Origin of the sequence: Desertihabitans brevis (genome assembly GCF_003327535.1) — a bacterium.
Taxonomy (GTDB): domain Bacteria; phylum Actinomycetota; class Actinomycetes; order Propionibacteriales; family Propionibacteriaceae; genus Desertihabitans; species Desertihabitans brevis.
Window position 1 is genome coordinate 99,157 of sequence record NZ_QOUI01000005.1, and the last position, 23,191, is coordinate 122,347.

At 73.4% G+C, this 23,191-nt stretch carries 22 protein-coding genes and 1 tRNA gene; 13 read left to right on the forward strand and 10 right to left on the reverse strand.

The window, feature by feature from the left end:
• The first annotated feature begins 14 nt into the window (after positions 1-14).
• Entirely contained in the window at positions 15-614 is a 600-nt protein-coding gene (locus tag DT076_RS09295; protein ID WP_114126406.1) for a hypothetical protein, read from the forward strand.
• 288 nt (positions 615-902) lie between these two features.
• On the opposite strand, the gene DT076_RS09300 is transcribed toward DT076_RS09295, so the two are convergent.
• A tRNA-Lys gene (locus tag DT076_RS09300) sits at positions 903-975 on the reverse strand.
• Between the two features lie 202 nt (positions 976-1,177).
• Here DT076_RS09300 and DT076_RS09305 point away from each other — a divergent pair.
• Positions 1,178-1,504, forward strand: coding sequence for an L-rhamnose mutarotase (locus DT076_RS09305; RefSeq protein WP_114126407.1), 327 nt, complete (start codon positions 1,178-1,180; stop codon positions 1,502-1,504).
• A gap of 142 nt (positions 1,505-1,646) precedes the next feature.
• A complete protein-coding gene (locus DT076_RS09310) occupies positions 1,647-2,564 on the forward strand; it encodes a helix-turn-helix domain-containing protein (protein WP_114126408.1) in 918 nt (305 codons plus the stop codon).
• Here the strand turns inward: DT076_RS09310 and DT076_RS19380 are convergent.
• The gene (locus tag DT076_RS19380) at positions 2,558-3,739 is read right to left on the reverse strand and encodes a cutinase family protein (RefSeq protein ID WP_158548097.1); all 1,182 of its coding nucleotides are present in this window, start codon (positions 3,737-3,739) and stop codon (positions 2,558-2,560) included. The two genes, DT076_RS09310 and DT076_RS19380, sit on opposite strands and share 7 nt — an antisense overlap.
• A gap of 108 nt (positions 3,740-3,847) precedes the next feature.
• Between DT076_RS19380 and DT076_RS19385 the strand changes: the two genes are divergently transcribed.
• Together DT076_RS19385 and DT076_RS09320 are read left to right on the forward strand one after the other, a co-directional pair.
• Entirely contained in the window at positions 3,848-4,555 is a 708-nt protein-coding gene (locus DT076_RS19385; protein WP_158548098.1) for an NfeD family protein, read from the forward strand.
• 242 nt (positions 4,556-4,797) lie between these two features.
• Positions 4,798-6,336: a flotillin family protein gene (locus DT076_RS09320; protein WP_199539084.1), complete on the forward strand. Its 1,539-nt coding sequence runs from the start codon at positions 4,798-4,800 to the stop codon at positions 6,334-6,336.
• Between the two features lie 72 nt (positions 6,337-6,408).
• Here DT076_RS09320 and DT076_RS09325 read toward each other — a convergent pair whose 3' ends face one another.
• Positions 6,409-7,275, reverse strand: a complete 867-nt coding sequence (locus DT076_RS09325) for a helix-turn-helix transcriptional regulator (protein ID WP_114126410.1) — start codon at positions 7,273-7,275, stop codon at positions 6,409-6,411.
• A gap of 172 nt (positions 7,276-7,447) precedes the next feature.
• Between DT076_RS09325 and DT076_RS09330 the strand changes: the two genes are divergently transcribed.
• The gene (locus DT076_RS09330) at positions 7,448-8,314 is read left to right on the forward strand and encodes an SDR family NAD(P)-dependent oxidoreductase (protein ID WP_114126411.1); all 867 of its coding nucleotides are present in this window, start codon (positions 7,448-7,450) and stop codon (positions 8,312-8,314) included.
• Between the two features lie 26 nt (positions 8,315-8,340).
• On the opposite strand, the gene DT076_RS09335 is transcribed toward DT076_RS09330, so the two are convergent.
• The 3 genes from DT076_RS09335 to DT076_RS09345 form a co-directional block, all read right to left on the reverse strand.
• Positions 8,341-9,903, reverse strand: a complete 1,563-nt coding sequence (locus DT076_RS09335; RefSeq protein WP_114126412.1) for an apiosidase-like domain-containing protein — start codon at positions 9,901-9,903, stop codon at positions 8,341-8,343.
• Positions 9,904-9,931: 28 nt separating this feature from the next.
• A complete protein-coding gene (locus DT076_RS09340) occupies positions 9,932-10,855 on the reverse strand; it encodes a sugar-binding transcriptional regulator (RefSeq protein ID WP_199539085.1) in 924 nt (307 codons plus the stop codon).
• A 112-nt stretch (positions 10,856-10,967) separates the two neighbouring features.
• A complete protein-coding gene (locus DT076_RS09345; protein WP_233493865.1) occupies positions 10,968-12,398 on the reverse strand; it encodes an FGGY family carbohydrate kinase in 1,431 nt (476 codons plus the stop codon).
• Between the two features lie 115 nt (positions 12,399-12,513).
• On the opposite strand from DT076_RS09345, the gene DT076_RS09350 reads away from it, so the two are divergent.
• From DT076_RS09350 to DT076_RS09380, 7 genes are read left to right on the forward strand one after another with little or no spacing between them, the layout of a single operon-like run.
• Positions 12,514-13,431, forward strand: a complete 918-nt coding sequence (locus tag DT076_RS09350; RefSeq protein ID WP_114126415.1) for a nucleoside hydrolase — start codon at positions 12,514-12,516, stop codon at positions 13,429-13,431.
• 56 nt (positions 13,432-13,487) lie between these two features.
• Positions 13,488-14,783: an ABC transporter substrate-binding protein gene (locus DT076_RS09355; protein ID WP_114126416.1), complete on the forward strand. Its 1,296-nt coding sequence runs from the start codon at positions 13,488-13,490 to the stop codon at positions 14,781-14,783.
• A gap of 7 nt (positions 14,784-14,790) precedes the next feature.
• Entirely contained in the window at positions 14,791-15,738 is a 948-nt protein-coding gene (locus DT076_RS09360) for a carbohydrate ABC transporter permease (RefSeq protein WP_114126417.1), read from the forward strand.
• Positions 15,735-16,637 carry a carbohydrate ABC transporter permease gene (locus tag DT076_RS09365; protein ID WP_114126418.1) on the forward strand — a complete coding sequence of 301 codons (903 nt, stop codon included), beginning with the start codon at positions 15,735-15,737 and terminating at the stop codon, positions 16,635-16,637. Before DT076_RS09360 ends, DT076_RS09365 begins: the two co-directional genes overlap by 4 nt.
• A gap of 43 nt (positions 16,638-16,680) precedes the next feature.
• Positions 16,681-17,676: a sugar phosphate isomerase/epimerase family protein gene (locus DT076_RS09370; RefSeq protein WP_114126419.1), complete on the forward strand. Its 996-nt coding sequence runs from the start codon at positions 16,681-16,683 to the stop codon at positions 17,674-17,676.
• Positions 17,676-18,593: a transketolase gene (locus DT076_RS09375; RefSeq protein ID WP_199539086.1), complete on the forward strand. Its 918-nt coding sequence runs from the start codon at positions 17,676-17,678 to the stop codon at positions 18,591-18,593. The genes DT076_RS09370 and DT076_RS09375 overlap by 1 nt, the downstream gene beginning before the upstream one ends.
• A complete protein-coding gene (locus DT076_RS09380) occupies positions 18,590-19,567 on the forward strand; it encodes a transketolase family protein (RefSeq protein ID WP_114126420.1) in 978 nt (325 codons plus the stop codon). The genes DT076_RS09375 and DT076_RS09380 overlap by 4 nt, the downstream gene beginning before the upstream one ends.
• A 48-nt stretch (positions 19,568-19,615) precedes the next feature.
• On the opposite strand, the gene DT076_RS09385 is transcribed toward DT076_RS09380, so the two are convergent.
• From DT076_RS09385 to DT076_RS09400, 4 genes are all read right to left on the reverse strand, one after another.
• Complete coding sequence (locus DT076_RS09385; protein WP_114126421.1) at positions 19,616-20,773, reverse strand: alpha-amylase family glycosyl hydrolase; 1,158 nt, start codon at positions 20,771-20,773, stop codon at positions 19,616-19,618.
• Positions 20,774-20,783: 10 nt separating this feature from the next.
• On the reverse strand, positions 20,784-21,038 hold the full coding sequence (locus DT076_RS09390) for a PLD nuclease N-terminal domain-containing protein (protein ID WP_114126422.1): 255 nt from the start codon (positions 21,036-21,038) through the stop codon (positions 20,784-20,786).
• A gap of 99 nt (positions 21,039-21,137) precedes the next feature.
• On the reverse strand, positions 21,138-22,031 hold the full coding sequence (locus tag DT076_RS09395) for a 1,4-dihydroxy-2-naphthoate polyprenyltransferase (protein ID WP_114126423.1): 894 nt from the start codon (positions 22,029-22,031) through the stop codon (positions 21,138-21,140).
• A complete protein-coding gene (locus DT076_RS09400; protein WP_114126424.1) occupies positions 22,028-23,167 on the reverse strand; it encodes an AMP-binding protein in 1,140 nt (379 codons plus the stop codon). Before DT076_RS09400 ends, DT076_RS09395 begins: the two co-directional genes overlap by 4 nt.
• Between the last annotated feature and the right edge of the window lie 24 nt (positions 23,168-23,191).

Genomic DNA, 23,191 nt, shown 5'->3' on the forward strand with positions numbered 1-23,191 from the left:
ACCGAGGAGATCCCGTGGCCTACACCGCCCACCGCCCCCACCCGAACCCGCCCGCCGAGGAGCTGCGCGCCCGGATCCCCGGCTGGGGCGTCGACCTCGACCCGGCCGACCGGCCCTCCACCCCGATGCTGCGCTTCGACCCCGAGGCCAGCGGGGCGCACTGGGAGCTCCCCGACCGCCAGCCGGAGGAGCGGCCGCGGGAGCACTCCATCGAGCACGCCGGCGTGACGCCCGTCTTCGGCACCGCGCAGCCCCTGCACGGGGTGTCGGGGGCCATCCGGCGCTACTCCTACGAGCGCTTCAGCGAGGCCCGCGCCGCGCACTGGCTGCTGCTGATCGCGGCCGACCGGGTCGAGTTCGCGGAGTCACGCGTCACCGCCCTGCTGCAGGGACGCCCGGACAACCCGATCAGCGAGACCGGGATCCGTGCCGAGCTGAAGTACGGCGGGATCCGCTCCCGCACCGGACGCAACGCCCGCCGGGTCGACACCGCCCACACCTGGATCGACCCCTTCCTGGTCGCCGCGCCCTGGCTCGGCGGCGCCGCGCTGGCCCTGGCCGGGAGGTCGGTGCTCCGCAGGACCACCCGGCGTCGCCCCCAGCGAGCGTCCTGAGCCGGGCGGACGCTGGGGCAGGCGAGCAGGTCGGTGCCGCCGGGCAACGCGGCCAGCCAGGCCAGCTGCTCAGCGCCCAGCCCGTCGCGCCACCACCGCGCCGACGGCCACAGCGCCTCGGCCGGGGTGATGAGGAGGGTGTCCCAGTTGCCGCGCACGGGCGTCTCGCAGCGCTCGCGGGGTGAGCTCGACGCAGCGGCACCGCGCGTACCTCGCCCGCCACGTCGCCCAGGTTGAGCACACGGCGGACGCCGCGGTGCTCGGTGTGGGCAGGGGGCCGGGATCCGGTGGGCCCCGTGGGGATCGAACCCACAACCCGCGGATTAAAAGTCCGCTGCTCTGCCAGTTGAGCTAGAGGCCCCACAGGAGCACGCGCGGACGCCCCTGCGCCGCCTCCGACGCCGGGGCCGGCTGCGGCGATCTCGACGGTACCGCACCGTCCGGCCGCGACGGAGGAGTCGCGCGGGGGACGGCGGTGAAGACGCCTGCGGCAACCGGCTCGGATCGAACCCCCCGCTCTATACGGTCGGGAACGCATCTGCGTGCGTACGAGGAGGTCGCTTGTGATCATCACCCTGCACTCGCTCATCCGCGAGGGCCGTGAGCCGGACTACGACCGGGAGCACCGGGTCATCCCGGACGACCTGGCCGCGGAGTTCGCGCGCATCGGCATCCACGACTGGACGATCTGGCGGGCGGGCCGGCACCTGTTCCACCGGGTCGAGTGCGACGACTGGGAGACCGCTCTGGCGGCGCTGGCCGAGAGCCCGGCGGACGCGCGCTGGCAGCAGCACATCGGTCAGATCGTGGACCACTTCGACCCCGCGGGCCCGGACGGCTCACCCGCGCCGATGCCGCAGGTGTGGAGCCTCTCGGACCAGGTTTCGTGACGGCCGAGGGAGGGAGCGCTTCCGCCCACCGGGGAGGCGGACGCGGCACCCTCTCGACGTTCCCCCGAACCGCAGAGCTGAGTGCCGCGCCCCGCTCGGGGCAGCCTAGTGAAGCGCGCTTTCACGCATCGTCGAGCGCACTGTGAAGCCACGCTCGGAGGGGGACCCCGCGCCGGACGGCGCCGGGCCGGACAGCGGCACGCCCTGGTTCAGCGACACCTTCGCCGGCGCACTGCGCGCCAGGGGCTGGACGCTGACCGCGCTGCGGCGCCAGCTGGTCGAGCGCGGCAACCCGGTGAGCCTGTCGACGCTCAGCTACTGGCGCTCGGGCCAGCGGGTGCCCGAGGGCGCGGACTCGCGGCTGGTGGTGCGCGACATCGAGGAGATCCTGGGCCTGGAGCCGGACGAGCTGCAGCGCTCGGTCCCGCCGTCGCGCCGGCTGGGGCCCCGCGGCCCGGCCCGGGCGGACCGGCTGCTGGCCCGAGACGGCGTCCCGGAGATCTTCGCCGAGCTCGGCCTGGACGACCTGATGAACGGGCTCTACGTCGAGTGGCTGCACCGCTGGGTCGACATCGGCCCCGACGGCGCCCCGACCGCCTTCGGCAACCGCGGCCTCTACCGCGCCGGGCGGCCGGGGATCGAGCGGCTGGCCGAGATGTACGTCGCGCTCAGCCAGGACTCTGACCCGTTCGCCACCATCGAGACCATCGGCTGCAGCCTGGGTCGCGTCATCCGACGGCCCGAGGCCAAGGTGTCGGTGGCCGAGCTGCTGCTGCCGCGCCCGCTGCACCTCGGCGAGGAGGTCATGCTGGAGTGGACCATGCGGCCGCAGCACGCGGTGCCCGCGCAGCGGTTCGAGTGCTACACCGAGCAGCGCAACCAGGAGATCCTCGCCTCGGTCCGGTTCCACCCCGACCGGCTGCCCGCCTGGGTCGAGCGCTACACCGACTCCGAGGGCGGCAGCGAGCTCTACCCGGCCCAGGTCGACGGCTTCACCGTCGTGCACCACCGGCAGCGCAACTTCGGCCCCGGCACCCTGGGCGTGCGCTGGGGCTACTGAGCGCCACCCCGGCGACCAGCGGCGTCGTCCGCCGGCGCAGGACGTCGACGCCGGCGCCACCAGGTCAGCCCCACCGCGCCGAGCACCAGCAGCAGCGCCCCGGTCGCGACCACCACGGCGACGGCGTCCGGGCGCTCCACCGGGGGCACCGTCGGCACCGGCTCGGGCGGCGGGAGCCGCGGCGGCAGCTCGGCGAGCACCGCGTCGAAGACCGGCGCGAAGTGCTCGGCGCCGTAACCGCCGTGGACGGGCCGGGTCCGCTCGAACTCCTCGGCGAAGTCGGTCGACCCGCTGCTCACCCGCAGCAGCGCCGGCCCGGCGTCGCACACCAGGTCGCCGCTGTCGCAGACGGAGAACACCGGGACGTCGGCGGGCAGGTCGAGGTCGTCCCCGGCGGCCGCCGACGCCATCGCCGTCGGATCGGTCTGGTCCACCGCCACCTGGATCAGCGAGCGCACCATCGTCGACACCCCCTCGCCGTCGGCGCCGCTGCGGCGGGCCTCCTGCACCTGGGCGCGGACGTAGCCCAGCGTCGCCACCAGCCCGGTCGCGCTCTCTGGCGCGGTCCCGTGGCGGCGCACCGCCTGCCCGGGGTAGGTGGCGGGGCTGCCGGCCAGCACCGCCCCGGCCACCCGCCATCCGTCGGTACGCCGGCTGAGCGTGGCGGTGACGACCTCGGCGCCCTGGGAGAAGCCGACGAGGATCCAGCGCTCCCGCGGGCAGCGCGCGGCCGAGTCGTCCAGCAGCTGCTGCAGCCGCTGCTCACCGACCGTCACGCTGTCGAAGTAGGTCGTCGTCGGCGGCTCCTCGGCCAGCGCCAGCTCCTCCAGCCCGACCTCGGCCAGGGTGTGGGGGTCGGACGCCGGGAAGTCCAGCCAGACGGTGCGGGCGGTCAGCGGCCGGCTGGTGGGGGAGCGTCGCACCGCGTCGTCCAGGGCCGTCCGGGCCTGCTCCACGGTGTCGCCCCACGGCGTCACCTCACCCGACCCGCGGGCGCCCACGAACAGCAGGTCCGCGCACTCACCGGCCGGAGCGCTGGAGGGGTGGGGGGCGTCGTCCAGCCCGTCCCAGGAGGCCGTGCGGGCCGAGGCCGGGGCGAGCGGGACGAGCGGGACGAGCGGGACGAGCAGCAGCGACGCCAGCAGGCAGCCGAGCAGGGGAGGTAGTCGGTTCACGTGATCAGCTGGGTCGGCCGGGGGCACGGAGCCATGGCGCCAGTCAAGCAGCCCGGCCCAAGGGACGGCACGACCACTAGACTCCGGCACCTGCGGGAGGGAGAGACCATGACCGTGTTCTTCGTGGTGGGCGCCGTCGGCCTGGTGCTGCTGGTGGTCACGCTGATCGCCGGCGAGGTCGTCGAGGGCATCTTCGACGGTATCGGCGGGGAGTGGCTCTCCGGAGCCGGCCTGGCCGGGTTCATCGGCGCGTTCGGCTTCGCCGGCGCGCTGGCCTACGACCTCAGCGGCGGCAGTGTCGGGGTCGGCATCGTCGTCGGCCTGCTCGCCGGCGCCGCGATGGGTGCCCTGGTGGCGGTCGGCACCCGGTTCCTCCGCAAGGGCGAGAGCGACTCCACCGTCCGCACCGCCTCGCTGGTCGGACGCGCCTGCTCGGTCAGCACCCCCATCCCGGCCGACGGCTACGGCGAGGTCACCCTGGTCGCGGCCGGCCACATCACCCGGCTCAACGCCCGCGCCGCCGCCCCGGTCCCGGTGGGCACCAACGTCACCATCACCGCGGTCCTCTCCGCCACCGCGGTGGTGGTCGAGCCGGTCACCACCGCCGCCCCGCGGATCGGCCAGGACGTCGCCCTGGACCACCTGCCCCCGACCCCGCCACCGCCCAGCGCCGAACCCGACGTCGACGTCACGCCACCGGCCGGTGCCGAGCCGCCCGCGCGCCGCGCCGCACCCGAGTCCGAGCAGCGCGGCCCCGGGTTCACCCCGCCCGAGCAGAACTGGTCGCCGTGGGCCCGCGACGACACCCAGCGCTGAGAGTCCGCTGAGACTTCTCCCGCCCCCGGACCGGACGTCCGGCGGCCGGGAACGCGCACGCGCCGCGTGGCGCCGGGGCGTCCGCCCGCTACCGCCGGCCGGGAGGTCCGCCCGGGCCGCCTGTGAGCCTCCGGCTCAGGGTGCGGGCGACCCCCGGTGGTGACAGACTGCGCCCGTCGTCGCCCACCGAGCCCGCCCGCGGGACCCGCTCCCGCCGACGGGTGAGAACGAAGGACCTCCACATGGATCTGCTCGGCAGTCCGATCATCGCGATCCTGGCGCTCGTCGTCCTGGTCGTGCTGGTCGCCCTCCTCATCACCAGCCGCTACAAGGTGGCCGGCCCGAACGAGGCGTTCATCGTCACCGGACGCAAGGGCAAGGAGGTGAAGAACCCCGAGACCGGTGAGATCTCCACCGACCTGTCCGGCCAGAAGGTCGTCATGGGTGGCGGCGTGTTCGTGGTGCCGTTCGTGCAGCGCCTGCACATCCTCGACCTCTCCAGCCGTCGCATCATGGTGCAGATCCGGGGCGCGGTCTCCGGCCAGGGCGTCAAGCTCAACCTCGACGGCGTCGCGATCGTCAAGGTCGGCGGCAACGAGGACTCGATCCGCGCCGCCGCGCAGCGCTTCCTCACCCAGCAGGAGGAGATCGAGACCTTCACCCAGGAGACGCTGGCCGGTTCGCTGCGCTCCATCGTCGGCTCGCTGTCGGTCGAGCAGATCATCCGCGACCGCGCCGCCTTCGCCCAGCGGGTGGCCGACGAGTCGGAGTCCTCGCTGACCGGTCAGGGTCTGGTGCTCGACACCTTCCAGATCCAGGACATCACCGACGACGGCACCTACCTCTCCGACCTGGGACGTCCCGAGGCCGCCCGGGTGGGCCAGGTCGCGGCCATCGCCGAGGCCAACGCCACCCAGGCCGCCCAGCAGGCCCGGCTGGCCGCCGAGCAGGAGATCGCGATCTCGGAGCGCTCGCTGAACCTCAAGCAGGCCGAGATCAGGGCCGAGACCGACGCCGCCGCCGCGCAGGCCGCCGCCGCCGGCCCGCTGGCCCAGGCCGACCGCGACCAGGCCATCCTCGCCGAGCAGGAGAAGGTGGCCGTCCGCCAGGCCGCGCTGAAGGACCGCCAGCTCGACACCGAGGTCCGCAAGCCCGCCGACGCCGAACGCTACCGGGTCGAGACCGAGGCCGAGGGTCGCCGCCAGTCCGAGATCCTCGAGGCCGACGCCCGCCGCCAGGCCTCCATCGCCGCCGCTCAGGCCGAGGCCGAGAAGGCCCGGCTCACCGGTGAGGGTGACAAGTCCCGCCGTGCCGCGCTGGCCGAGGCCGAGGCGATCGAGGGTGCCAAGCGCGGTGAGGCCGAGAAGGCCCGTCGTATCGCCGAGGCCGAGGCGCTGCGGGCCGAGGGTGAGGCCGAGGCCGCCGCGATCCTGGCCCGCGGTCAGGCCGAGGCCGAGGCGATGAACAAGCGCGCCGACGCGTTCGCCCGGTACAACGACGCCGCCGTGCTGCAGATGCTGGTCGAGGTGCTGCCGCAGGTGGCCCGCGAGGTCGCCACCCCGATGTCGGCGATCGACAAGCTCACCGTGATCTCCACCGACGGTGCCGGCGAGATGCCCAAGCAGGTGACCAGCAACATCGTCCAGGCGATGGAGCTGATCAAGAACAGCACCGGCGTCGATCTGAGCAAGCTGGTCGACCGCTACAGCGAGGACGGCGGCCGCGGTTCGGCCACCGTGGTGCCGGGCGAGCCCAGCCCGGAGCAGCCCGCGCGCTCCTGACGCGTTCTGAGATGGACGGCCCCGGCTCCGGCCGGGGCCGTCCGTCGTCTCCGGACAGCCTGGTGCGTCGGATCAGCCGGGGACCGGGTCGGTGCCGGCCGGGGAGAGCGCCCAGCTGGCGAGCAGGTCCATCGCCCGCGACGACGGCGAGCTCGGCTCGGTGGTGTAGACGAACAGCGCGGTGCCCGGGTCGCCCGGCGGGGTCAGCGTCTCGAAGTCGACGGTGAGGTCGCCGACGACGGGATGGCGCAGCCGCTTCGAGCCGTGGGTGCGCTGGTACACCCGGTGCTCGTCCCACCAGCTGGCGAACTCGCGGCTGCGTTCGCGGAGCTCGGCCACCAGGGCCGCCGTGGCGCGGTCCCCCGGGTCGGTGCCGGCGTCCAGCCGCAGGCTCTCCACCGCGGCCCGCGCCTGCACCTCCCAGTCGACGAACAGCTCGCGCGGGTGCGGGTCGAGGAACATCCACCGGTTGTAGTTGCGCTCGGTCGCCGGCAGCTGCTCGAAGTCGGTGAACAGGGCGGCGGCCAGCCGGTTCTGCGCGAGCACCACGCCGCGGCGGCCGAGCACGAGCGCCGGCTGCTCGAGGGCGGCGACCAGCTGGTGCAGCCCCGGACGCAGCCGCTGCACGCCACCGGTGCGGGCGCGGGCCGGGCCGGACGTCGGCCCGATCAGGTCGGCGAGGTGGGCGCGGCCGGCGGCGTCGAGGTCGAGGGCGCGGCCGATGGCCTCCACCACCGCGGGGGAGGGGACGATCCGGCGTCCCTGCTCGAGGCGGGTGTAGTAGTCGGTGGACACCCCGGCCAGCAGGGCGACCTCCTCCCGGCGCAGCCCCGGGACGCGGCGGACGCGTCCGTCGGCGGGCAGCCCGGCCCTGGTCGGGGAGGACTGGGCGCGGGCGCGGCGCAGGAAGTCGGCGAGCTCACGGTTGGGCGTGGACACGTCTCCGATCGTGCCAGCCCCGGCGCGGCGCAGCCTGGTCCTCCGCGTCCTAGTCAGCCCCGACCCAGGCCGCGGAGGGCCTGGAGAGCGCCCGATCGGGCCCGTCCGGCGCACCAGGCTGGTGCTCGACACCGGAAACGGCGTCGCCACCCGACACCCTGGAGGAGAAATCATGAGCTACCCCACCGACCGTCCCGCCACCTGGTTCGTCACCGGCACCTCTCGCGGCCTCGGCCTGTCCCTGGTCCGCCAGCTGCTGCAGCGCGGGGACGCCGTCGCCGCCACCACCCGCTCGGTCGAGCGGCTGACCGGCGCGCTGGGTGAGGGCGTCGACACCTCCCGGCTGCTGCCGCTCGCGGTCGACCTGACCGACGAGCAGGCCGTCACCGCGGCCGTGGAGCGGACCGTCGAGCACTTCGGCGGCCTCGACGTCGTCGTCAACAACGCCGGCTACGGCTTCCTCGCCGCCGTCGAGGAGACCACCGACCGCGACGTCCGGGCGATGCTCGACGTGCAGGTGGTCGGCGTGTGGAACGTGCTGCGGGCCGCCCTGCCGGTCATGCGTCGCCGGCGCAGCGGGCACGTCGTCAACGTCTCGTCGGTGCTCGGCCTGACCGCCGTGCCGGGCTGGGGCCTCTACTGCGCGGGCAAGTTCGCGCTGGAGGCGATGAGCGAGGCGCTGGCCGGGGAGGTCGCCGACTTCGGTATCGACGTCAGCGTCATCGAGCCCGGCTACTTCCGCACCTCCTTCCTCACCCGCGACTCCCTGGCGCTGCCCGAGCAGACCGAGGCGGAGTACCCGGCCCTGCGCGCGATGGTCCAGCAGCACCTGGAGCTGCAGGGCTCCCAGCTCGGCGACCCCGAGCGCGGTGCCGCGGCGATCATCGCCCGGGTGGTCGAGGGCACCGGTCCGGCCGGCCTGCGCCAGCTGCTCGGCTCCGACGCCCACGCCTACGCCACCGCCAAGGTGCAGACCCTCCAGGAGACGCTGGACGCCAACCGCGACAGCGCCGCCGCGACCGACTTCCCCGCCGCCTGACCCACGGCGGCGTCCGGGCCGGGAGCTCAGGCGCAGGACGGCGGGGTCACCTCGCTGCAGAGGAGGACGCGCGGGGCCCCGACCTCGGACTCGATGACCCCGCCGTCGCCGGGCCTCTCGCCGCTGTCGAGGACGCTCCCGGTGGTCGGGTCGACCAGCCAGTACCGCGACGGGACGCGGCCGTCGGCGTCCAGGAACCGCCATGGCCCGCCGTGCTCGGCGTAGCCGATGTAGAGGACGCCGGGGTCGAGCAGGCCGCGGGTGGTGAGGGAGACGTCCCAGCAGGGTTGGAGGCCGGCGATGGGGAGCCCGGCGAGGATGCGGCCGACCAGACCGACGTAGCCCGCACCCTCGAACTGCAGGGCCTCGCGCCAGCCGGCACCGGGCGCCAGGAAGAACTCCGACTGCCCCGGCTCATCGGGCCGGACCGCCCACTGCCAGAGGCTGCCCGCGCCGTAGGCCACGCCCATCACGCCGCCGGCGCAGAGGTTCTGCCATGCCTCGTGGCCCTGCCACCAGCCGGCCGCGCGCCCGCGCACGCCGGTGTGCTCATAGGTCGGCTCGCCGTTCATCACCGCCTTCACCGGCCGTTGTGCCCACATGGTCGCCAGGCGCTCGGGCACGTGCTCACCGGCGTGACCCGTCTGGCACCACTGGAAGTCGAGCCAGGCGGCGGCGTGGTGGGCGTCGTTGCGGGCGTGCGGCCGGTAGTGGATGCCGGTGGGCTGGCCGTAGCAGTCCTGCCGCTCGACCTCCTCCCCACCCGCCTCGATCTGCGGCTCGGTGCCGGCTCCGTCCGCACCGACGAGGTAGACGGCCGGACGTGCGCCGTAGCGGGCGACCAGGTAGCGGCAGTAGCGGGCGTAGTCCTCGGGCGGCACCACCGGGCCGGCGACGTCGAGCCCCTTCCAGCCGAAGCCGTGGAAGACCGGCTGCAGCACGGGGGTGATCCCGTGGTCGACCAGGAGCCCGGTCAGCTCGTCGAGGGTGCGGAAGTACTCGACCCGCAGCTGGGTGAGGCGTCCTCCGGGCAGGTCGTCGAACCCGGTGTCGAAGCCCTCGTCGACCCCCCGGGCCCGTGGTCCGGTCGCCCGCATGTCCGGTTGCACGCTCATCAGCAGCGCCGCGTTGAACCCCTGCGCGCTGCGGTGCCGGGCGTAGTCGACCACCTCCTCCGGGGTCGCCCGCCAGGGCAGTGCCCACGCGGTGTCGGCCACGACGAGGACCGGGGTGCCGTCCGCGTGCTCGAGCGTGCGCGCGGAGGGGGAGAGCCGCCAGAACCCGTGCCGGGTCGCGGGGTGCGACCCGGGCTTCGGCGGGGCGGCCGCCAGCTCACCGACCGTCCCGTCGACCGCCGGGTGCCCGTGCGCCGACCAGGTCCACCGGCCGGTGGACAGCGTGGAGGCGAAGCGCACCCGCCAGGTGGTGCCGCCGTCGAAGAACGCCGGTCGGCGCAGCGTGTCGCCGCTGTCGTGGGTGAAGTCGACCCACAGGTCGACGTCGGTGTAGGGGTTGTCGGCGGTGGGGCCGGTCAGCGTGATCTCGACCTGCTGCCACTGGGGTGCGGTGGTGGGCTGCTGGGCTGGCACGGGACTCCTTGTCAGGTCACGGGACGGGTCAGTCCGCCAGCAGGGCCCGGGCGGTGCTGAGGTCGGTCAGCAGGACGTTGACCCAGCGTCCCAGGACGGCCGCCCGGATCGCCTCGTGCTTGCGCTCGCCCCCGGCCAGGCCGATCCGGCGCGGGATCGTCCGGAAGCTGTCGGGGTCGATCCCGACGACGCGGGCGTCCAGCTCGCTGCTGACGTGGCGGCCGGAGGCGTCGAAGAAGCGGTGGCACACGTCGCCGACGGCGCCCAGCTCGAGCAGTGCCGCCTGGTCGGCGGGGTCGATGGCGTTGCCGCTGCGCTGCAGCAGCTCCGAGGGCTGCAGGCTGCCGATGCCGACCAGCGCCATCGTCAGGTCCGGCCAGCTGGCGGTCACGCTGCGCACCGCCGGCTCGGCCATCAGGTCGCGGCGCATCGCCGCACCTCCCACCAGACCGGGCGCGGGGACGTAGGACGGGCTGGCGCCGACGAGGTGGGCGAACTCGCTGAGCAAGCGGTTCGCCTGGGCCTGCGCGGCGCCCGCGCCGATCCCGCCCACGAGCTGCACGACCGACTCCGCACCGGAGGCCCGTCGCTGCCGCAGGCGGTCGACGACGGCCAGCAGGGTCTGGCTCCAGGACGAGACCCCGATACGCTCACCGCCGGACAGCGTGGCCTCCAGGTAGCTGGCCCCGGCCGAGCCGAGACCGGCGAGCACCGCCACCTCGTCACCGGTGACGTCGGCGACCACGGCCTCGAGCAGCCCGTAGCGCTCCTCGAGGGCGCGTTCGAGGTCGGTGTGCACACCCTGGGAGAGGACCACCACGGTGCGGACGATGCCGACCTCACTGGCTCGCTTGAGCAGCCGGGAGACCTTGGCCTGCGAGATGTGCAGCATGGCCGCGATCTCGTTCTGCCGCAGGTTCTGCTCGTGGTACAGGTGCGCGATCTTGGTCATCAGTCGGACCTGGCCGTCCGGGGCACCAGCGGTCCCGGCTGCGTTCGCCAACAGTGCCTCCTCGGTGGCAGAGGCCCCGACTGTATCGGTCATGACCCGGCGGCTGTATCGGTCATGACCCGGCGGCCGAGGTCAGTCGCCGCACCTCCTGCTGCCACCGTCCCCGCCGTTCGCGGCGCGCCTCGTCGGTGATCTGGGGGACGAAGGTGCGGCGGGAGGGGCGGACCGGCAGCTCCACGCCGAGCCGCCGCCAGCCGAGGACCGCTGCGCCGTAGGCCGAGACCTCCGGCACGTCGGCGACCTGCACCTGGCACCCCAGGAGGTCGGCCTGCGACTGCATCAGCAGCTGCGAGGCGGTGGCCCCGCCGTCGGCCCGGACGGTGCCCACCGGGACGTCGGCGTCCACCACCTCGACGACGTCGCAGACCTGCTGGGCGACGGCGTCCACCGCGGCGCGAGCCACCTGCGCACGGCCGCTGCCGGCGTCGAGCTGGGTGATCGCGGCCCGCACCCCGCGCCGCCAGTGCGGCGCCCCGAGGCCGGTGAAGGAGGGGAGCAGGGTGACGCCGCCGGAGTCGGGGACCGAGGCGGCCAGCTCGAGCAGCGCCGGCACGTCGAGCCCGAGCAGCCGGCCGGTCCAGGCCAGCGCTGCTCCGGACGCCAGGATGTTGCCCTCGCGGGCGTACGTCGGCGCCTCGGTCAGCCAGGCCAGGGTGGAGGGCACGCCGGAGTCGTCCGTGGCCAGACCCGGTGCCGGGGTCATCACCGAGCTCCCCGTCCCGTAGGTGGCCTTGAGCCTGCCGGGCACGGTGCAGCCCTGGCCGAGCAGGGCCGCGTGGGAGTCGGCGAGGACGGCGAGCACGGGCACGCCGTCGGGGAGGCCCGGGACGTCGCGGGTGGTGCCGAAGTCGCCGTCGGAGCGCAGCACCTGCGGGAGCACCCCGAGCGGGACGCCGAACACGTCGAGCAGCTCGGCCGACCACCCCAGCTCCGCGATGTCGTACAGCAGCGTCCTGGAGGCGTTCCCCGCCTCGGTGACGTGACGGTCGCCGCCCGTCAGCCGCCAGAGCAGCCACGAGTCGACCGTGCCCACGCAGACCCGTGAGGGGTCGGACGCCGCCGGCTGGGAGAGGAGCCAGGCGATCTTCGGTGCCGAGAACATCGGGTCGACCCGCAGCCCGGTGCGCGAGCGGACCAGCTCCTCCTCGGCCTCGGAGACCGTGTCCCGGCACCAGGCCGCGGTCCGCTCGTCCTGCCAGCCGACGACCGGTCCGAGCGGTCGGCCCTCGCGCCGGTCCCAGGCCAGCACCGACTCCCGCTGGGTGGAGAGGACCAGCGCCGTGACGGCGACGTCCGGCGCCTGGTCCAGGCAGCGGCCGACGGCCCGGACGGCGCTCGCCCAGAGCTCTTCGGCGTCCTGCTCCACGTGCCCTGGTGCGGGGTGCTGCACGGAGACGCCGGCGGCGCCGGTGGAGGTGATCGAGCCGTCGGCGGCGACCAGGACGGCCTTGGTGTTGGTGGTGCCCTGGTCGATGGCCAGCACGTGGGTCAACGTCGACTCCCTCTGCTCGGGGGCGACCCAGTCTTGACGGGACGCCGATGGGTGAGAGAATATACGGGTACTGAATGATTATGCAACGGCTACCGAAGGACGAGATGTGACGGCTCGACGACGAGTGATCATCGACACCGACGCCAAGAACGAGGCCGACGACCAGTACGCGATCGTGCACGCGCTGCTGTCGCCGACCCTGGACGTGCGCGGGGTGGTCCCGGCGCACTTCGGCACCGAGCGGACCGACCAGAGCCTGGCCGAGTCCCGCGCCGAGGTGGACCTGCTGCTGGACCTGCTCGGCCGACCCGACGTGGTCGTGGCCGACGGTGCCGCGGCGGCGATCCCGGACGAGGCCACCCCCGCCGACTCGCCGGGGGCCCGGCTGATCGTCGAGGAGAGCCGGCTGGCCACTCCCGACGACCCGCTGTTCGTGACCTTCCTGGGCCCGTTGACCGACATGGCCAGTGCGATCCTGCTCGACCCCGAGATCGTGCACCGGCCGGTGGTCGTCGTGTGGATCGGCGGCATGGGCTACGACGTCGACTGGGCCTACCCGGGGATCGAGTTCAACCTCCGCAACGACATCCCGGCCGCCAACGTGGTCTTCGACTCCGGGATCACGCTGTGGCAGGTGCCGGCGCCGGTCTACTCCATGGTCTCGGTGGGTTACGCGGAGCTGGAGGAGAAGATCGGCGGCACCAGTCCGCTGGCCGACTACCTCATCTGCCAGCTGGTGGAGTGGAATGCCTCGCACCACGGCGAGCCCATCGAGCACCGCTCGCTGGGCGACTCCCCGGCCATCTCGCTCGTGCTGAACCCCCGTGGTGGGGTGGCGCGCACCAGGCCCTCGCCCCGGTTCAGCCGCGAGGGCGGCTACCTGCCCGGGGCCGGGCACCCGGTCAAGGTGTTCGACACCGTCGACGTGCGCTACCTGCTCGAGGACATGTTCGCCAAGATCCGTCGGTTCGGGCGCGAGGGCGTCCAGCCGACCACCACCGTCCCGGTGCAGGGCCGGGACTGACACCACCGTCCGGCTGGGTCCGGACGTGCACCCAGCATCAGACAAAGGAGACTGACATGACTGGACTCACCCGTCGGGGCCTGCTCGGGCTCACCGGGGCGGCCGCGATCGGTGCCGGCCTGTCCGCCTGCACCGGCACCGCTCCCGCCGGATCGCCCGGGGGCTCCGGGTCCGGGGGCTCGAACACGCTGCGGCTCTTCACCTACGAGGACGACACGACCATCGGGCTGCTGCGCGAGCAGGTCAAGGCCTTCGACGAGGCCAACGGCACCACCACCGCGGTGGACTCGCTGCCCGGCTCCGGCGCGGCCGTCTTCCCCGACAAGCTGCGCACCGAGCTCCTCGGCGGCTCCGGGCCCGACATCTGGCGGATCTGGGGCGGTCAGATCGGTGCCCCGTTCGCCGAGGCCCAGCAGGCCCTCGACCTCACTCCGTACTACCAGCAGTACGGCTGGGACTCCCGGATCAACACCGCCGCCATCGAGGGGATGACCTTCGACGGCGTCCGTGCCGGCGTGCCCTTCAGCGCGCTCGGCCTCGGTGCCTGGTACAGCAAGGCCGCCTTCGAGGAGGCGGGGGTGGAGGGTCCGCCCACCAGCTACGCCGAGCTGGAGGAGGTCAACGCCCGGCTGCTGGACTCCGGGATGACGCCGCTGGCCACCGGTGGCAAGTACGGCTGGCACATCATGCGGCTCTTCGAGTACCTGCTCGAGACCGCCGCCGGACCCGAGCTGCACGACCAGCTGCTGGTCGGCGCGGAGAGCTGGGACCGGCCCGAGGTGGTCACCGCGTTCACCAACTTCAAGAAGTGGCAGGACGAGGGGTGGCTGCCCGACGGCGCCGTCGGGCTGGACCCGGCTGACGTCGAGCCCGGCTACGTCCAGGGCCGGCAGGCCTACACGATCACCGGCCCCTGGACCGAGGCCCAGGCCATCCAGTCCGCGGGCGCGGACTCGGCCGACTTCGGCGTCTTCGCGCTGCCCACCGACCACGAGCCGCAGCGTCACTCCGGCTTCGTCGAGGGCTACATGGTCAACGCCCGTTCGGGGAACCCGGACAAGGCGGCCGCGCTGCTCGACTTCATCCTCCAGCCCGAGGCGCAGCAGGCGATGAAGATCGGCGCCTCGACGGTCAAGGGTGCCGAGCCCGACCCGCAGACCCAGCCGCTGGCGGCCGAGTGGGCCGAGGGCCAGGGCCTGCAGCCCTTCTACACGATCCAGGACCAGGCCTTCCCCAAGCAGCAGGCCGACCAGTACTTCGCCATCCAGAGCGACGTCCTCCAGGGCAGGACCAGCCCGGCCGACGCGGCGAAGGGGATGCAGGAGGTCGTCTCGACCTGGGCGCAGGGCTGACCCCGCGATGACGTCCTCGACCCTCACCACCGGCGCGCGCGTCCCGGCCGCGCGCGCCCCCGGCGGCGGCCGCCGCCGGTCCCCCGGACGCGGCGGCCTGGTCGCCTGGACCTTCGCCCTGCCCGCCCTGGCGGTCTACGCGGTGTTCCTCATCTACCCCGCGCTGTCCTCGCTGTGGTTCAGCTTCACCGACTGGGACGGTCTCAGCCCCACCTACGAGGTGGTCGGCCTCGACAACTACCTGGCCATGGCGTCGGACCCGGTCGTCGCGCGGGCGGTGGCGAACAACCTCACCTGGACGGTCGTCACCATCGTCTTCCCGGTGGTCATCGGGCTCGCGCTGGCCATCCTGCTCAACGGACCCGTGCGCGCCAAGCCGGTGCTGCGGCTGATCTTCTACACCCCAGCGGTGCTCCCGCTGGTGGCGGTCGCCTCGATCTGGGGCTGGTTGTACAACCCCGAGTACGGGGCCATCAACGCCGCCCTCGACGCGGTCGGCCTGGACTTCCTGGCCCAGCCGTGGCTCGGCCAGGACTCGACCGCACTCGGGGCGACGATGGTGCCCGCGATCTGGCTGAGGGTCGGCTTCCCGATGCTGCTCTACCTGGCCGCGCTGCAGGGCATCAACGCCGACATGTACGAGGCGGCCACGGTCGACGGCGCCACCCGGTGGCAGCAGTTCTGGCACATCACGATGCCGAGCCTGCGGCCGGCGCACTACATCGTGCTCGCCCTGTCGCTGATCGACTCGTTCAAGGTCTTCGACCTGGTCTACGCCATGACCTACGGCGGGCCCGGCACCGCCACCCAGGTGATGGGTACCTGGATGTACTTCAACGTCTTCCAGTACTACCAGGCCGGTTACGGCACCGCGATCGCGGTGGTCATCACCGTCGTGGCCGTCGCTGTCGGCATCCCCTACGTCCGGTCCCAGACGAAGGAGCACGTCGCATGAGCGGCTCCGCACAGCTCGCCCCGGCCGCAGCCCTGCCGGAGGCGGAGGTCCGCCCCGGCGACCTGGGCCGGCCGCGCCGGCGGAGCGGGGGACTGGTCGCGACGGTGGTGCTCGCCGTCGTCGCCCTGTTCTGGATCTCCCCGCTGGCCCTGCTCGTCATCACCGCCCTCCGCCCGTTGTCGGACTTCGTGGCCAACGGTGCGCTGTCGTGGCCCGGGACCTTCACCCTGCAGAACTTCGCCGACGCCTGGGCCATCGGGAACTTCGCCGCCACCTACCGCAACAGCGCCGTTCTGCTGCTGCTCAAGGTGCCGGTGGGCGTCTTCATCTCCGCGATGCTCGCCTACGCCCTGGCCAAGCTGCGGCTGCGGTTCGGTGCGGTCGTGATGTACGCCGTGTTCCTCGGCCTGACGATCCCCGTCTACATCACCATCGTGCCGGTCTTCGTGATGACCCGGAGCTTCGGCGCGACCGACAGCCTGCTGGGCCTGGTCGGGCCCTACCTCGCCTTCGGGATCCCGTTCGAGGTGCTGGTGCTGCAGTCGTTCTTCCGCCAGCTGCCGGACGAGATCATCGAGGCCGCCAAGATCGACGGCGCAGGCCCCTGGCGGATCTTCCTCACCATCGTCCTGCCGCTCTCGCTGCCCGCCTTGGTCACCGTGTTCATCCTCGACGCGGTGTCGACCTGGAACGAGTTCCTCTTCGCGCTCATCCTGCTCAGCTCGGACGCCAACAAGACGATCCCGGTCGGGCTGCTCAACTTCCAGGGGCAGTTCTCCAACAACAACACCGGTCTGGCCGCCGGCATCCTCATCGCCGTCGTCCCGATCCTGGTCGCCTACACCTTCCTGCAGCGCTGGATCGTCAGCGGGCTCACCGCCGGCGCCACCAAGGGCTGAGCCCCCAGCGCCCATCCACTCCCACACCTAGGAGGACCCCACGATGACCGACCTACCGACCTTCGGTGCCGGGATCTGGCACTTCGCCACCTACAAGGACCGCTACGCCACCGACGGCTACGGGGAACCGGTCGGCCTGCTGGAGCAGATCGACCGGGCCGGGGCGGTGGGCGAGCTCTCCGTGGTCGACCTCAACTGGCCGTTCGTCGGCTTCGAGGGCACGACCGAGGACGTCCGCTCCGCGCTCACCCGCAACGGGCTCCGCGCGGTGGCGATCACCCCGGAGATCTACACCCGCGAGTTCATGAAGGGCTCGCTGACCAACCCCGACCCCGCCGTCCGGACCAAGGCGCTGGAGATGCTGCACGAGGCGACCGCCGTCGCGCAGGAGCTGGGCTGCGACTACGTCAAGCTGTGGTTCGGCCAGGACGGGTGGGACTACCCGTTCCAGGTCAGCTACCGCGACGTGTGGCAGCAGGCCGTCCACGGGCTCCGCGAGCTCGTCGGGGCGCACCCCGACATGCGCTTCGTGATCGAGTACAAGCCGCGCGAGCCGCGCAACAAGATCATCTTCCCCAGTGCCGCCAGGACGCTGCTGGCCATCCAGGAGGTCGGTCACGACAACCTGGGGGTGCTGCTCGACTTCGGCCACTCGCTGTACGGCCTGGAGACGCCCGCCGACGCCGCCCAGCTGTGCATCGACCACGGTCGGCTCTTCGCCATCGACGTCAACGACAACTACCGCGGCTGGGACGACGACATGGTCGTGGGCTCGGTGCACCTGGTCGAGACCTTCGAGTTCTTCCACGTGCTGCGGCGCAACGGCTGGGACGGGGTGTGGCAGCTCGACCAGTTCCCCTTCCGGGAGGACCCGGTGCAGGCGGCCCGGCAGGCGGTCGACTTCCTCAAGGCGCTGCACCGTGCGCTCGACGCCCTCGACGAGGAGGCGCTGGCCGCCGCGCAGACCTCCCACGACGCCCTGGCCGCGCAGCGGCTGGTGCAGAAGGTGCTGCTGACCTCGATGGTGGAGGCGGGCTGATGCCCGGCCTGACCACCGACGAGGTGACCATGCCGGTGCTCGGACGGCTCGACTCCTCGGCACGGCGGGAGGACCAGGTCGCCCACCTGGCCGAGGTGGCCCGCCAGATCCGCATCCAGGACCTCAAGCTGGTGCACCACGGCGGTGCGGGGCACATCGGCGGGGACTTCTCCGCGATCGACATCCTCACCGTGCTCTACGGGGCGGTGCTCGACGTCAGCCCGGCCACCGTCGAGGACCCGGAGCGAGACCGGTTCATCCTGTCCAAGGGCCACGTCGCCGGCGCGCTGTACACCACGCTCGCCACCTTCGGGTTCCTCCCCGTCGAGGAGCTCGCGACCTTCCTCCAGCCGCTGTCCCGGCTGAACGGCCACCCCAACCGGGTCAAGGTGCCCGGGGTGGAGGCCAACACCGGGCCGCTGGGCCACGGGCTGCCGATCGCGGTGGGCCACGCGCTGTCGGCCAAGCTGGACGTCTCTCGTCGTCGGACGTTCGTCCTCACCGGCGACGGGGAGCTGCAGGAGGGCAGCAACTGGGAGGCGATGATGGCCGCCTCCCAGCACGAGCTCGACTCGCTCACCGTCATCGTCGACCGCAACCGGCTCCAGCAGGGCGCCACCACCCGCGAGACCAACGACCTCGACCCGCTGGACGCGAAGGCGGCCGCATTCGGGTTCTCGGTGGTCGAGGTCAACGGGCACGACCACGGCGAGCTGCTCGACGTCCTCTCGGCGGTGCCGTTCCGACCAGGCAAGCCGACCTTCGTCATCGCCCACACCCACAAGGGGCACCCCATCTCGTTCATGAGCAACAACGTCAAGTGGCACCACAAGGTCCCTGACGCCGAGCAGTACCAGCAGGCCCTGGACGAGCTGGACGCCCTCGCCCCCGACCGCGACGCCAGGAGGCCCGCATGACCCTCACCGCCAAGGCCCCGCAGACGGGATCCATCGCCGACGAGCCGCGGCACGACTGCCGCAACGCCTACGTCGAGACGCTGGCCGATCTCGCGCGTGCCGACCACCGGATCGTCGGTGTCGTCAACGACTCGGTCGGCTCGTCCAAGCTCGACGCCTTCAAGAAGGCCTTTCCCGACCGGCTCATCAACGTCGGCATCGCCGAGCAGGACATGGTCGGGGTGGCGGCGGGTCTGGCGAGCGGAGGCCGGATCCCGTTCGTGTCGGCGGCGTCCTGCTTCCTCACCGCGCGGGCGCTCGAGCAGATCAAGGCCGACGTCGCCTACTCCGACCACAACGTCAAGCTGTGCGGGATGAGCCCGGGGGTGGCCTACGGCGAGCTCGGTCCCACCCACCACTCGATCGAGGACCTGGCCTGGCTGCGCGCCATCGACAACCTCACCGTGGTGGTGCCCGCCGACCCGGTCGAGACGGCGGCAGCGATGCGCTGGGCCGCGGCCACCGAGGGGCCCGTCTTCATCCGGGTGAGCCGGATGGGCGTGCCGGTCGTCTACCGCGAGGACTACGAGTTCGTCCCGGGTCGCGCGGTGACGCTGCGCGACGGTCAGGACGTCACCCTGATCAGCAACGGCACCGTGCTGTGGCGGGCGCTGGCGGCGGCCGAGCAGCTGGCGCAGGAGGGGATCGAGGCGCGCGTCCTCTCGATGCCGACGGTCAAGCCGGTCGACGTGCAGGCCGTCGTCGCGGCCGCCCGGGAGACGGAGGGCATCGTCACGGCCGAGGAGGCGACGCGCGCCGGTGGTCTCGGGGGAGCCGTGGCGGAGACGGTCGTGGAGCACCACCCGACGCGGATGCGCATCCTCGGCATCCCCGAGTTCGCCCCCACGGGTGCGGCCGGCTTCCTGCTCGACCGCTACGGCATGTCACCGGACGGCATCGCCGACGCCGCCCGGAAGGTGCTCCGCCGCCGGTGACCCGCCGCGGTCGAGGGTGGCGGACGACGACCGACGTCCTCCGTGCGCTCAGACCGTGTCGACGCCCCATGAGCGTGCCGCGAAGCCGAGGGTGACGCGCAGGGCCTCCTCGCCGGACCTCACCAGGTAAACCAGGTGCTCCTGGGTGACCTCCTCGACCTCGAGCTGGGCGCGGTGCAGCCACGGGTGCTGGCGCCGCAGGCTGATCAGGTGGTGGTAGGTGCCCCGGATGACCTCGTCACCGGCCTCGGGCGCCGGCGGCAGCTCGGGCCGGACGGCGTCGTCGCCGCCGAACCGCTCCTCCTTGACGCCGGTGGAGCCCAGCTCGTCGCCGGCGTAGACCATCGGCGTCCCCGGCAGCGTCAGGAGCGCGACGACCGCCAGGGCGACGAGGCCGGGGTCGTCCAACCGGGAGGCGAGGCGGGTGACGTCGTGGTTGCCGAGGAACGTCACCGGCGCGAAGTGCTGCACGAGGTCGGCGTGCCGCCCGAGGGTCCAGGCGAGCTCGTGCGGGTTGCTGTCGGCGAGGCTGCTCCAGATCGCCTTCCACAGCTCGTACTGCGTCACCGAGTCCATGGTCGAGGTCTGCACGACGTCGGCGTAGTCGCCGTGGATGACCTCCCCGAAGAACCACGCGTGGGGGTGGGTGCGGCGCACCTCGGGAAGCACCGCGGCCCAGAAGTCGGGCGGCGTCGCGTAGGCGGCGTCGAGCCGCCAGGCGTCGGCACCGCGGTCGAGCCAGGTACGCATGATGTCGATCACCTCGGCGCGGACGTCGTCGCGGCCATGGTCGAGGGTGAGCAGCCCGCCGTGGCCCTCGAACGGCACCGGCTCACCGCGCTCGTCGCGGAGCAGCCAGTCCTGGCGCTGGTGCTGGGCGGCGACGTGGTTGAAGACGCCGTCGAGCGCGATGCGCAGCCCGCGGTCCTTCGCCGCGGCGACCAGCCGGTCGAAGGCGGCGTCGCCCCCGAGCCGCTCGTCGACGACGCGGTGGTCGAGCGTGTCGTAGCCGTGGGTCGCGGAGCGGAAGACCGGGCCGAGCGCGATCCCGGAGAGCCCGAGCGAGATCACGTGGTCGAGCCACGGCTCGAGGCGGTCCAGCCCGCGCGGCGCGGCGTGGGCGGGAGGTCCGGGCACAGCGCCCGCAGCGCCGAGGGGGTAGACGTGCCACCACAGGGCGTGCTCCACCCAGTCGGGCTCGGTCATGGGAGGCAGCTCAGAGCCGGCGCAGGAAGTCGGGGTCGTCGTCGGGGTAGCGAGGACGGTCGTAGCCGCCGCCCCCGCCGCCGTCGGCCTTCGGGCGTCCGAGCAGGAGCCAGCAGATCGGGCCGATGATCGGCACCACGACGATCACGGTGAGCCACAGCCAGCGGGGGGCGTTGCGGATCCGGTCGGCCTCCGACTGGGCGACATCGATGACGCAGTACACCATCAGCGCCAGGGCGATGAAGAGCGGCAGGTACCGGAGCATGGGCGAAGCATAGTTCGCGGGTCGGCCGCAAACCCCCGTCGAGAGCAGCTTCGTGTGCGGACGGGCGACAGGCTCAGGGTGCCGGGCCCAGGACGGCGGTCAGCCCAGGAGCAGACCGGCGAAGAGGCCGAGGGCGGCGAGCAGCTCGGTGGTGCCGGTGCGGGCGAGGACGGGGATGAGGTCGCGGCCGAGGGCACCGCGGAGGACGGTGCGGACGGCTGGCACCGCGGGGACCAGCATCGCCAGGCCGAGCAGCGCCCACCACGTGGTGAGCGCGGCCACGACCACCACGCCGACGGCGCCGACGCCGACCAGGGCCGCGTAGAGCACGCGGGTGCCGCGGTCACCCAGCCGGGTCGCCAGCGTCCGCTTCCCGGCGGCGCGGTCGCCGACGATGTCGCGGAGGTTGTTGGCGACCAGCAGGGCCGAGGCGAGGGAGCCGATGACCACCGCGCCGACCACCGTGGCGGCGTCCACCCGGCCGGTCTGGACGACGGTCGTGCCGCACACCGCGACCAGGCCGAAGAACACGAAGACGAACACCTCGCCCAGGCCGGCGTAGCCGTAGGGCCGCGGCCCGCCGGTGTAGAACCAGGCGGCGGCGATCGCGGCGGCGCCGACCGCGAGCAGCCACCACTGCCCCGACAGCACCACCACGGCCAGCCCGGCCAGGGCGGCGACGGCGAGGGCGGCGAACGCGGCCCGCTTCACCGCGGCGGGGCTCGCCGAACCCGAGCCCACCAGCCGCAGCGGGCCCACCCGGTCGGCGTCGGTGCCGCGGACGCCGTCGGAGTAGTCGTTGGCGTAGTTGACGCCGACCTGCAGCGCCAGGCTGACCAGCAGCGCGAGCACGGCCAGCCCCCAGCGCGGCGAGCCGGCGAAGGCGGCCGTCCCGGTGCCCACCAGCACCGGGGCCACCGCGGCCGGCAGCGTGCGCGGCCGCGCCCCGGCCACCCAGAGGGCGGCGCGGCTGCGCTCGACGGTGGCGGTCACCGCCGGGCCCCCGCGACGTCCGCGGCCAGTCGGCGCAGCTCCATCCGGTCCACCTTTCCTCCCGGCAACCGGGGTAGCGAGGGGAGCCGCAGCAGCTCCCGGGGCAGGGCGGCGTCGGCGACCAGGGCCCGCAGCCGCTGCTGGAGGGCGTCCAGCTCGAACGGGCTGCCCTCCTCGAGGACGGCCACGATCCGCGTCCCCCACTCGGGGTCGGGGCGGGCGGTGACGGCGACCTCGACCGGTCCGAGGACGGCCCGCAGCTGGCGCTCCAGCTGAGCCAGGTCGACGTTGATGCCGCCGGTGACGACGACGTCGTCGAGACGTCCCAGCACGCTCAGCCGGCCGTCGTCGAGGCGGCCGCGGTCGCTGGTGAGCACCGTGCGCGGGCCGACCAGCACCTCGGCGGTCAGATCGGGACGGTGCAGGTAGCCGGCGAACGCGGTCGGGGTGGTGATCCGCAGCCGCTGGTCGGCGTCGGCGACCACCTCGACCCCGCGCAGCGGGACGCCGTCGTAGACGCAGCCGCCGCAGGTCTCGCTCAGGCCGTAGGTGGTGACGGGGCGGACACCCGCGGCACGGAGGTCGTCGAGCAGGCCCGGGTCGACCGCCGCGCCACCGACCAGGACGGCCTCGAAGCGGGCGAGCCGGGCCAGCGCGGCGGGGTCGTCGCGCACCCGGTGCAGCTGGGTCGGCACCACCGACAGCAGGTGCGGACCGTCTCCCTCCGGTGCCAGGGCCGGGTCGGCCAGGTCGGCGGAGCGGCGGCGCAGGACGGCACGGGTGAGCACCGCCCGGGCGAGCACCATCAGCCCGCCGACCGCCGAGGGCGCCAGCACCGACGTCCAGGACGCCGCCCGTCCCAGCCGGTCCTCGCTCGCGGCCACCGCCGCCCGGACCGCCCCGACCGGCAGCACCACCGCCTTCGGCTCGCCCGTGGACCCGGAGGTGGCCACCACCACCGCGACGTCGGCGTCGACCGGCTGCTCCGGCCGCAGCACCGCCACGGCGCGGGCGGCGGCGGTGTCGTCGTCGGGCAGCACCGCCAGCGGACGTCCGCCGGCCAGCGCCTGCCGCAGCGCCTCCGGCAGCTCAGGGTCGCTGCCGCGGACCAGGCGGAGCGGGGCGGAGCGGGTCACCCGCCGAGCCTACTGCGGCAGCCG

Bases quoted from the DNA above. Each gene is read 5' to 3' on its own strand.
- DT076_RS09340 (WP_199539085.1), bottom strand. From the start codon at position 10,855: ATGACCAAGATCGCGCACCTGTACCACGAGCAGAACCTGCGGCAGAAC.
- DT076_RS09380 (WP_114126420.1), top strand. From the start codon at position 18,590: ATGACCCTCACCGCCAAGGCCCCGCAGACGGGATCCATCGCCGACGAG.
- DT076_RS09365 (WP_114126418.1), top strand. From the start codon at position 15,735: ATGAGCGGCTCCGCACAGCTCGCCCCGGCCGCAGCCCTGCCGGAGGCG.
- DT076_RS09390 (WP_114126422.1), bottom strand. From the start codon at position 21,038: ATGCTCCGGTACCTGCCGCTCTTCATCGCCCTGGCGCTGATGGTGTAC.
- DT076_RS09320 (WP_199539084.1), top strand. From the start codon at position 4,798: ATGGATCTGCTCGGCAGTCCGATCATCGCGATCCTGGCGCTCGTCGTC.
- DT076_RS09385 (WP_114126421.1), bottom strand. From the start codon at position 20,773: ATGACCGAGCCCGACTGGGTGGAGCACGCCCTGTGGTGGCACGTCTAC.
- DT076_RS09330 (WP_114126411.1), top strand. From the start codon at position 7,448: ATGAGCTACCCCACCGACCGTCCCGCCACCTGGTTCGTCACCGGCACC.
- DT076_RS09355 (WP_114126416.1), top strand. From the start codon at position 13,488: ATGACTGGACTCACCCGTCGGGGCCTGCTCGGGCTCACCGGGGCGGCC.
- DT076_RS19385 (WP_158548098.1), top strand. From the start codon at position 3,848: ATGACCGTGTTCTTCGTGGTGGGCGCCGTCGGCCTGGTGCTGCTGGTG.
- DT076_RS09375 (WP_199539086.1), top strand. From the start codon at position 17,676: ATGCCCGGCCTGACCACCGACGAGGTGACCATGCCGGTGCTCGGACGG.
- DT076_RS09370 (WP_114126419.1), top strand. From the start codon at position 16,681: ATGACCGACCTACCGACCTTCGGTGCCGGGATCTGGCACTTCGCCACC.
- DT076_RS09360 (WP_114126417.1), top strand. From the start codon at position 14,791: ATGACGTCCTCGACCCTCACCACCGGCGCGCGCGTCCCGGCCGCGCGC.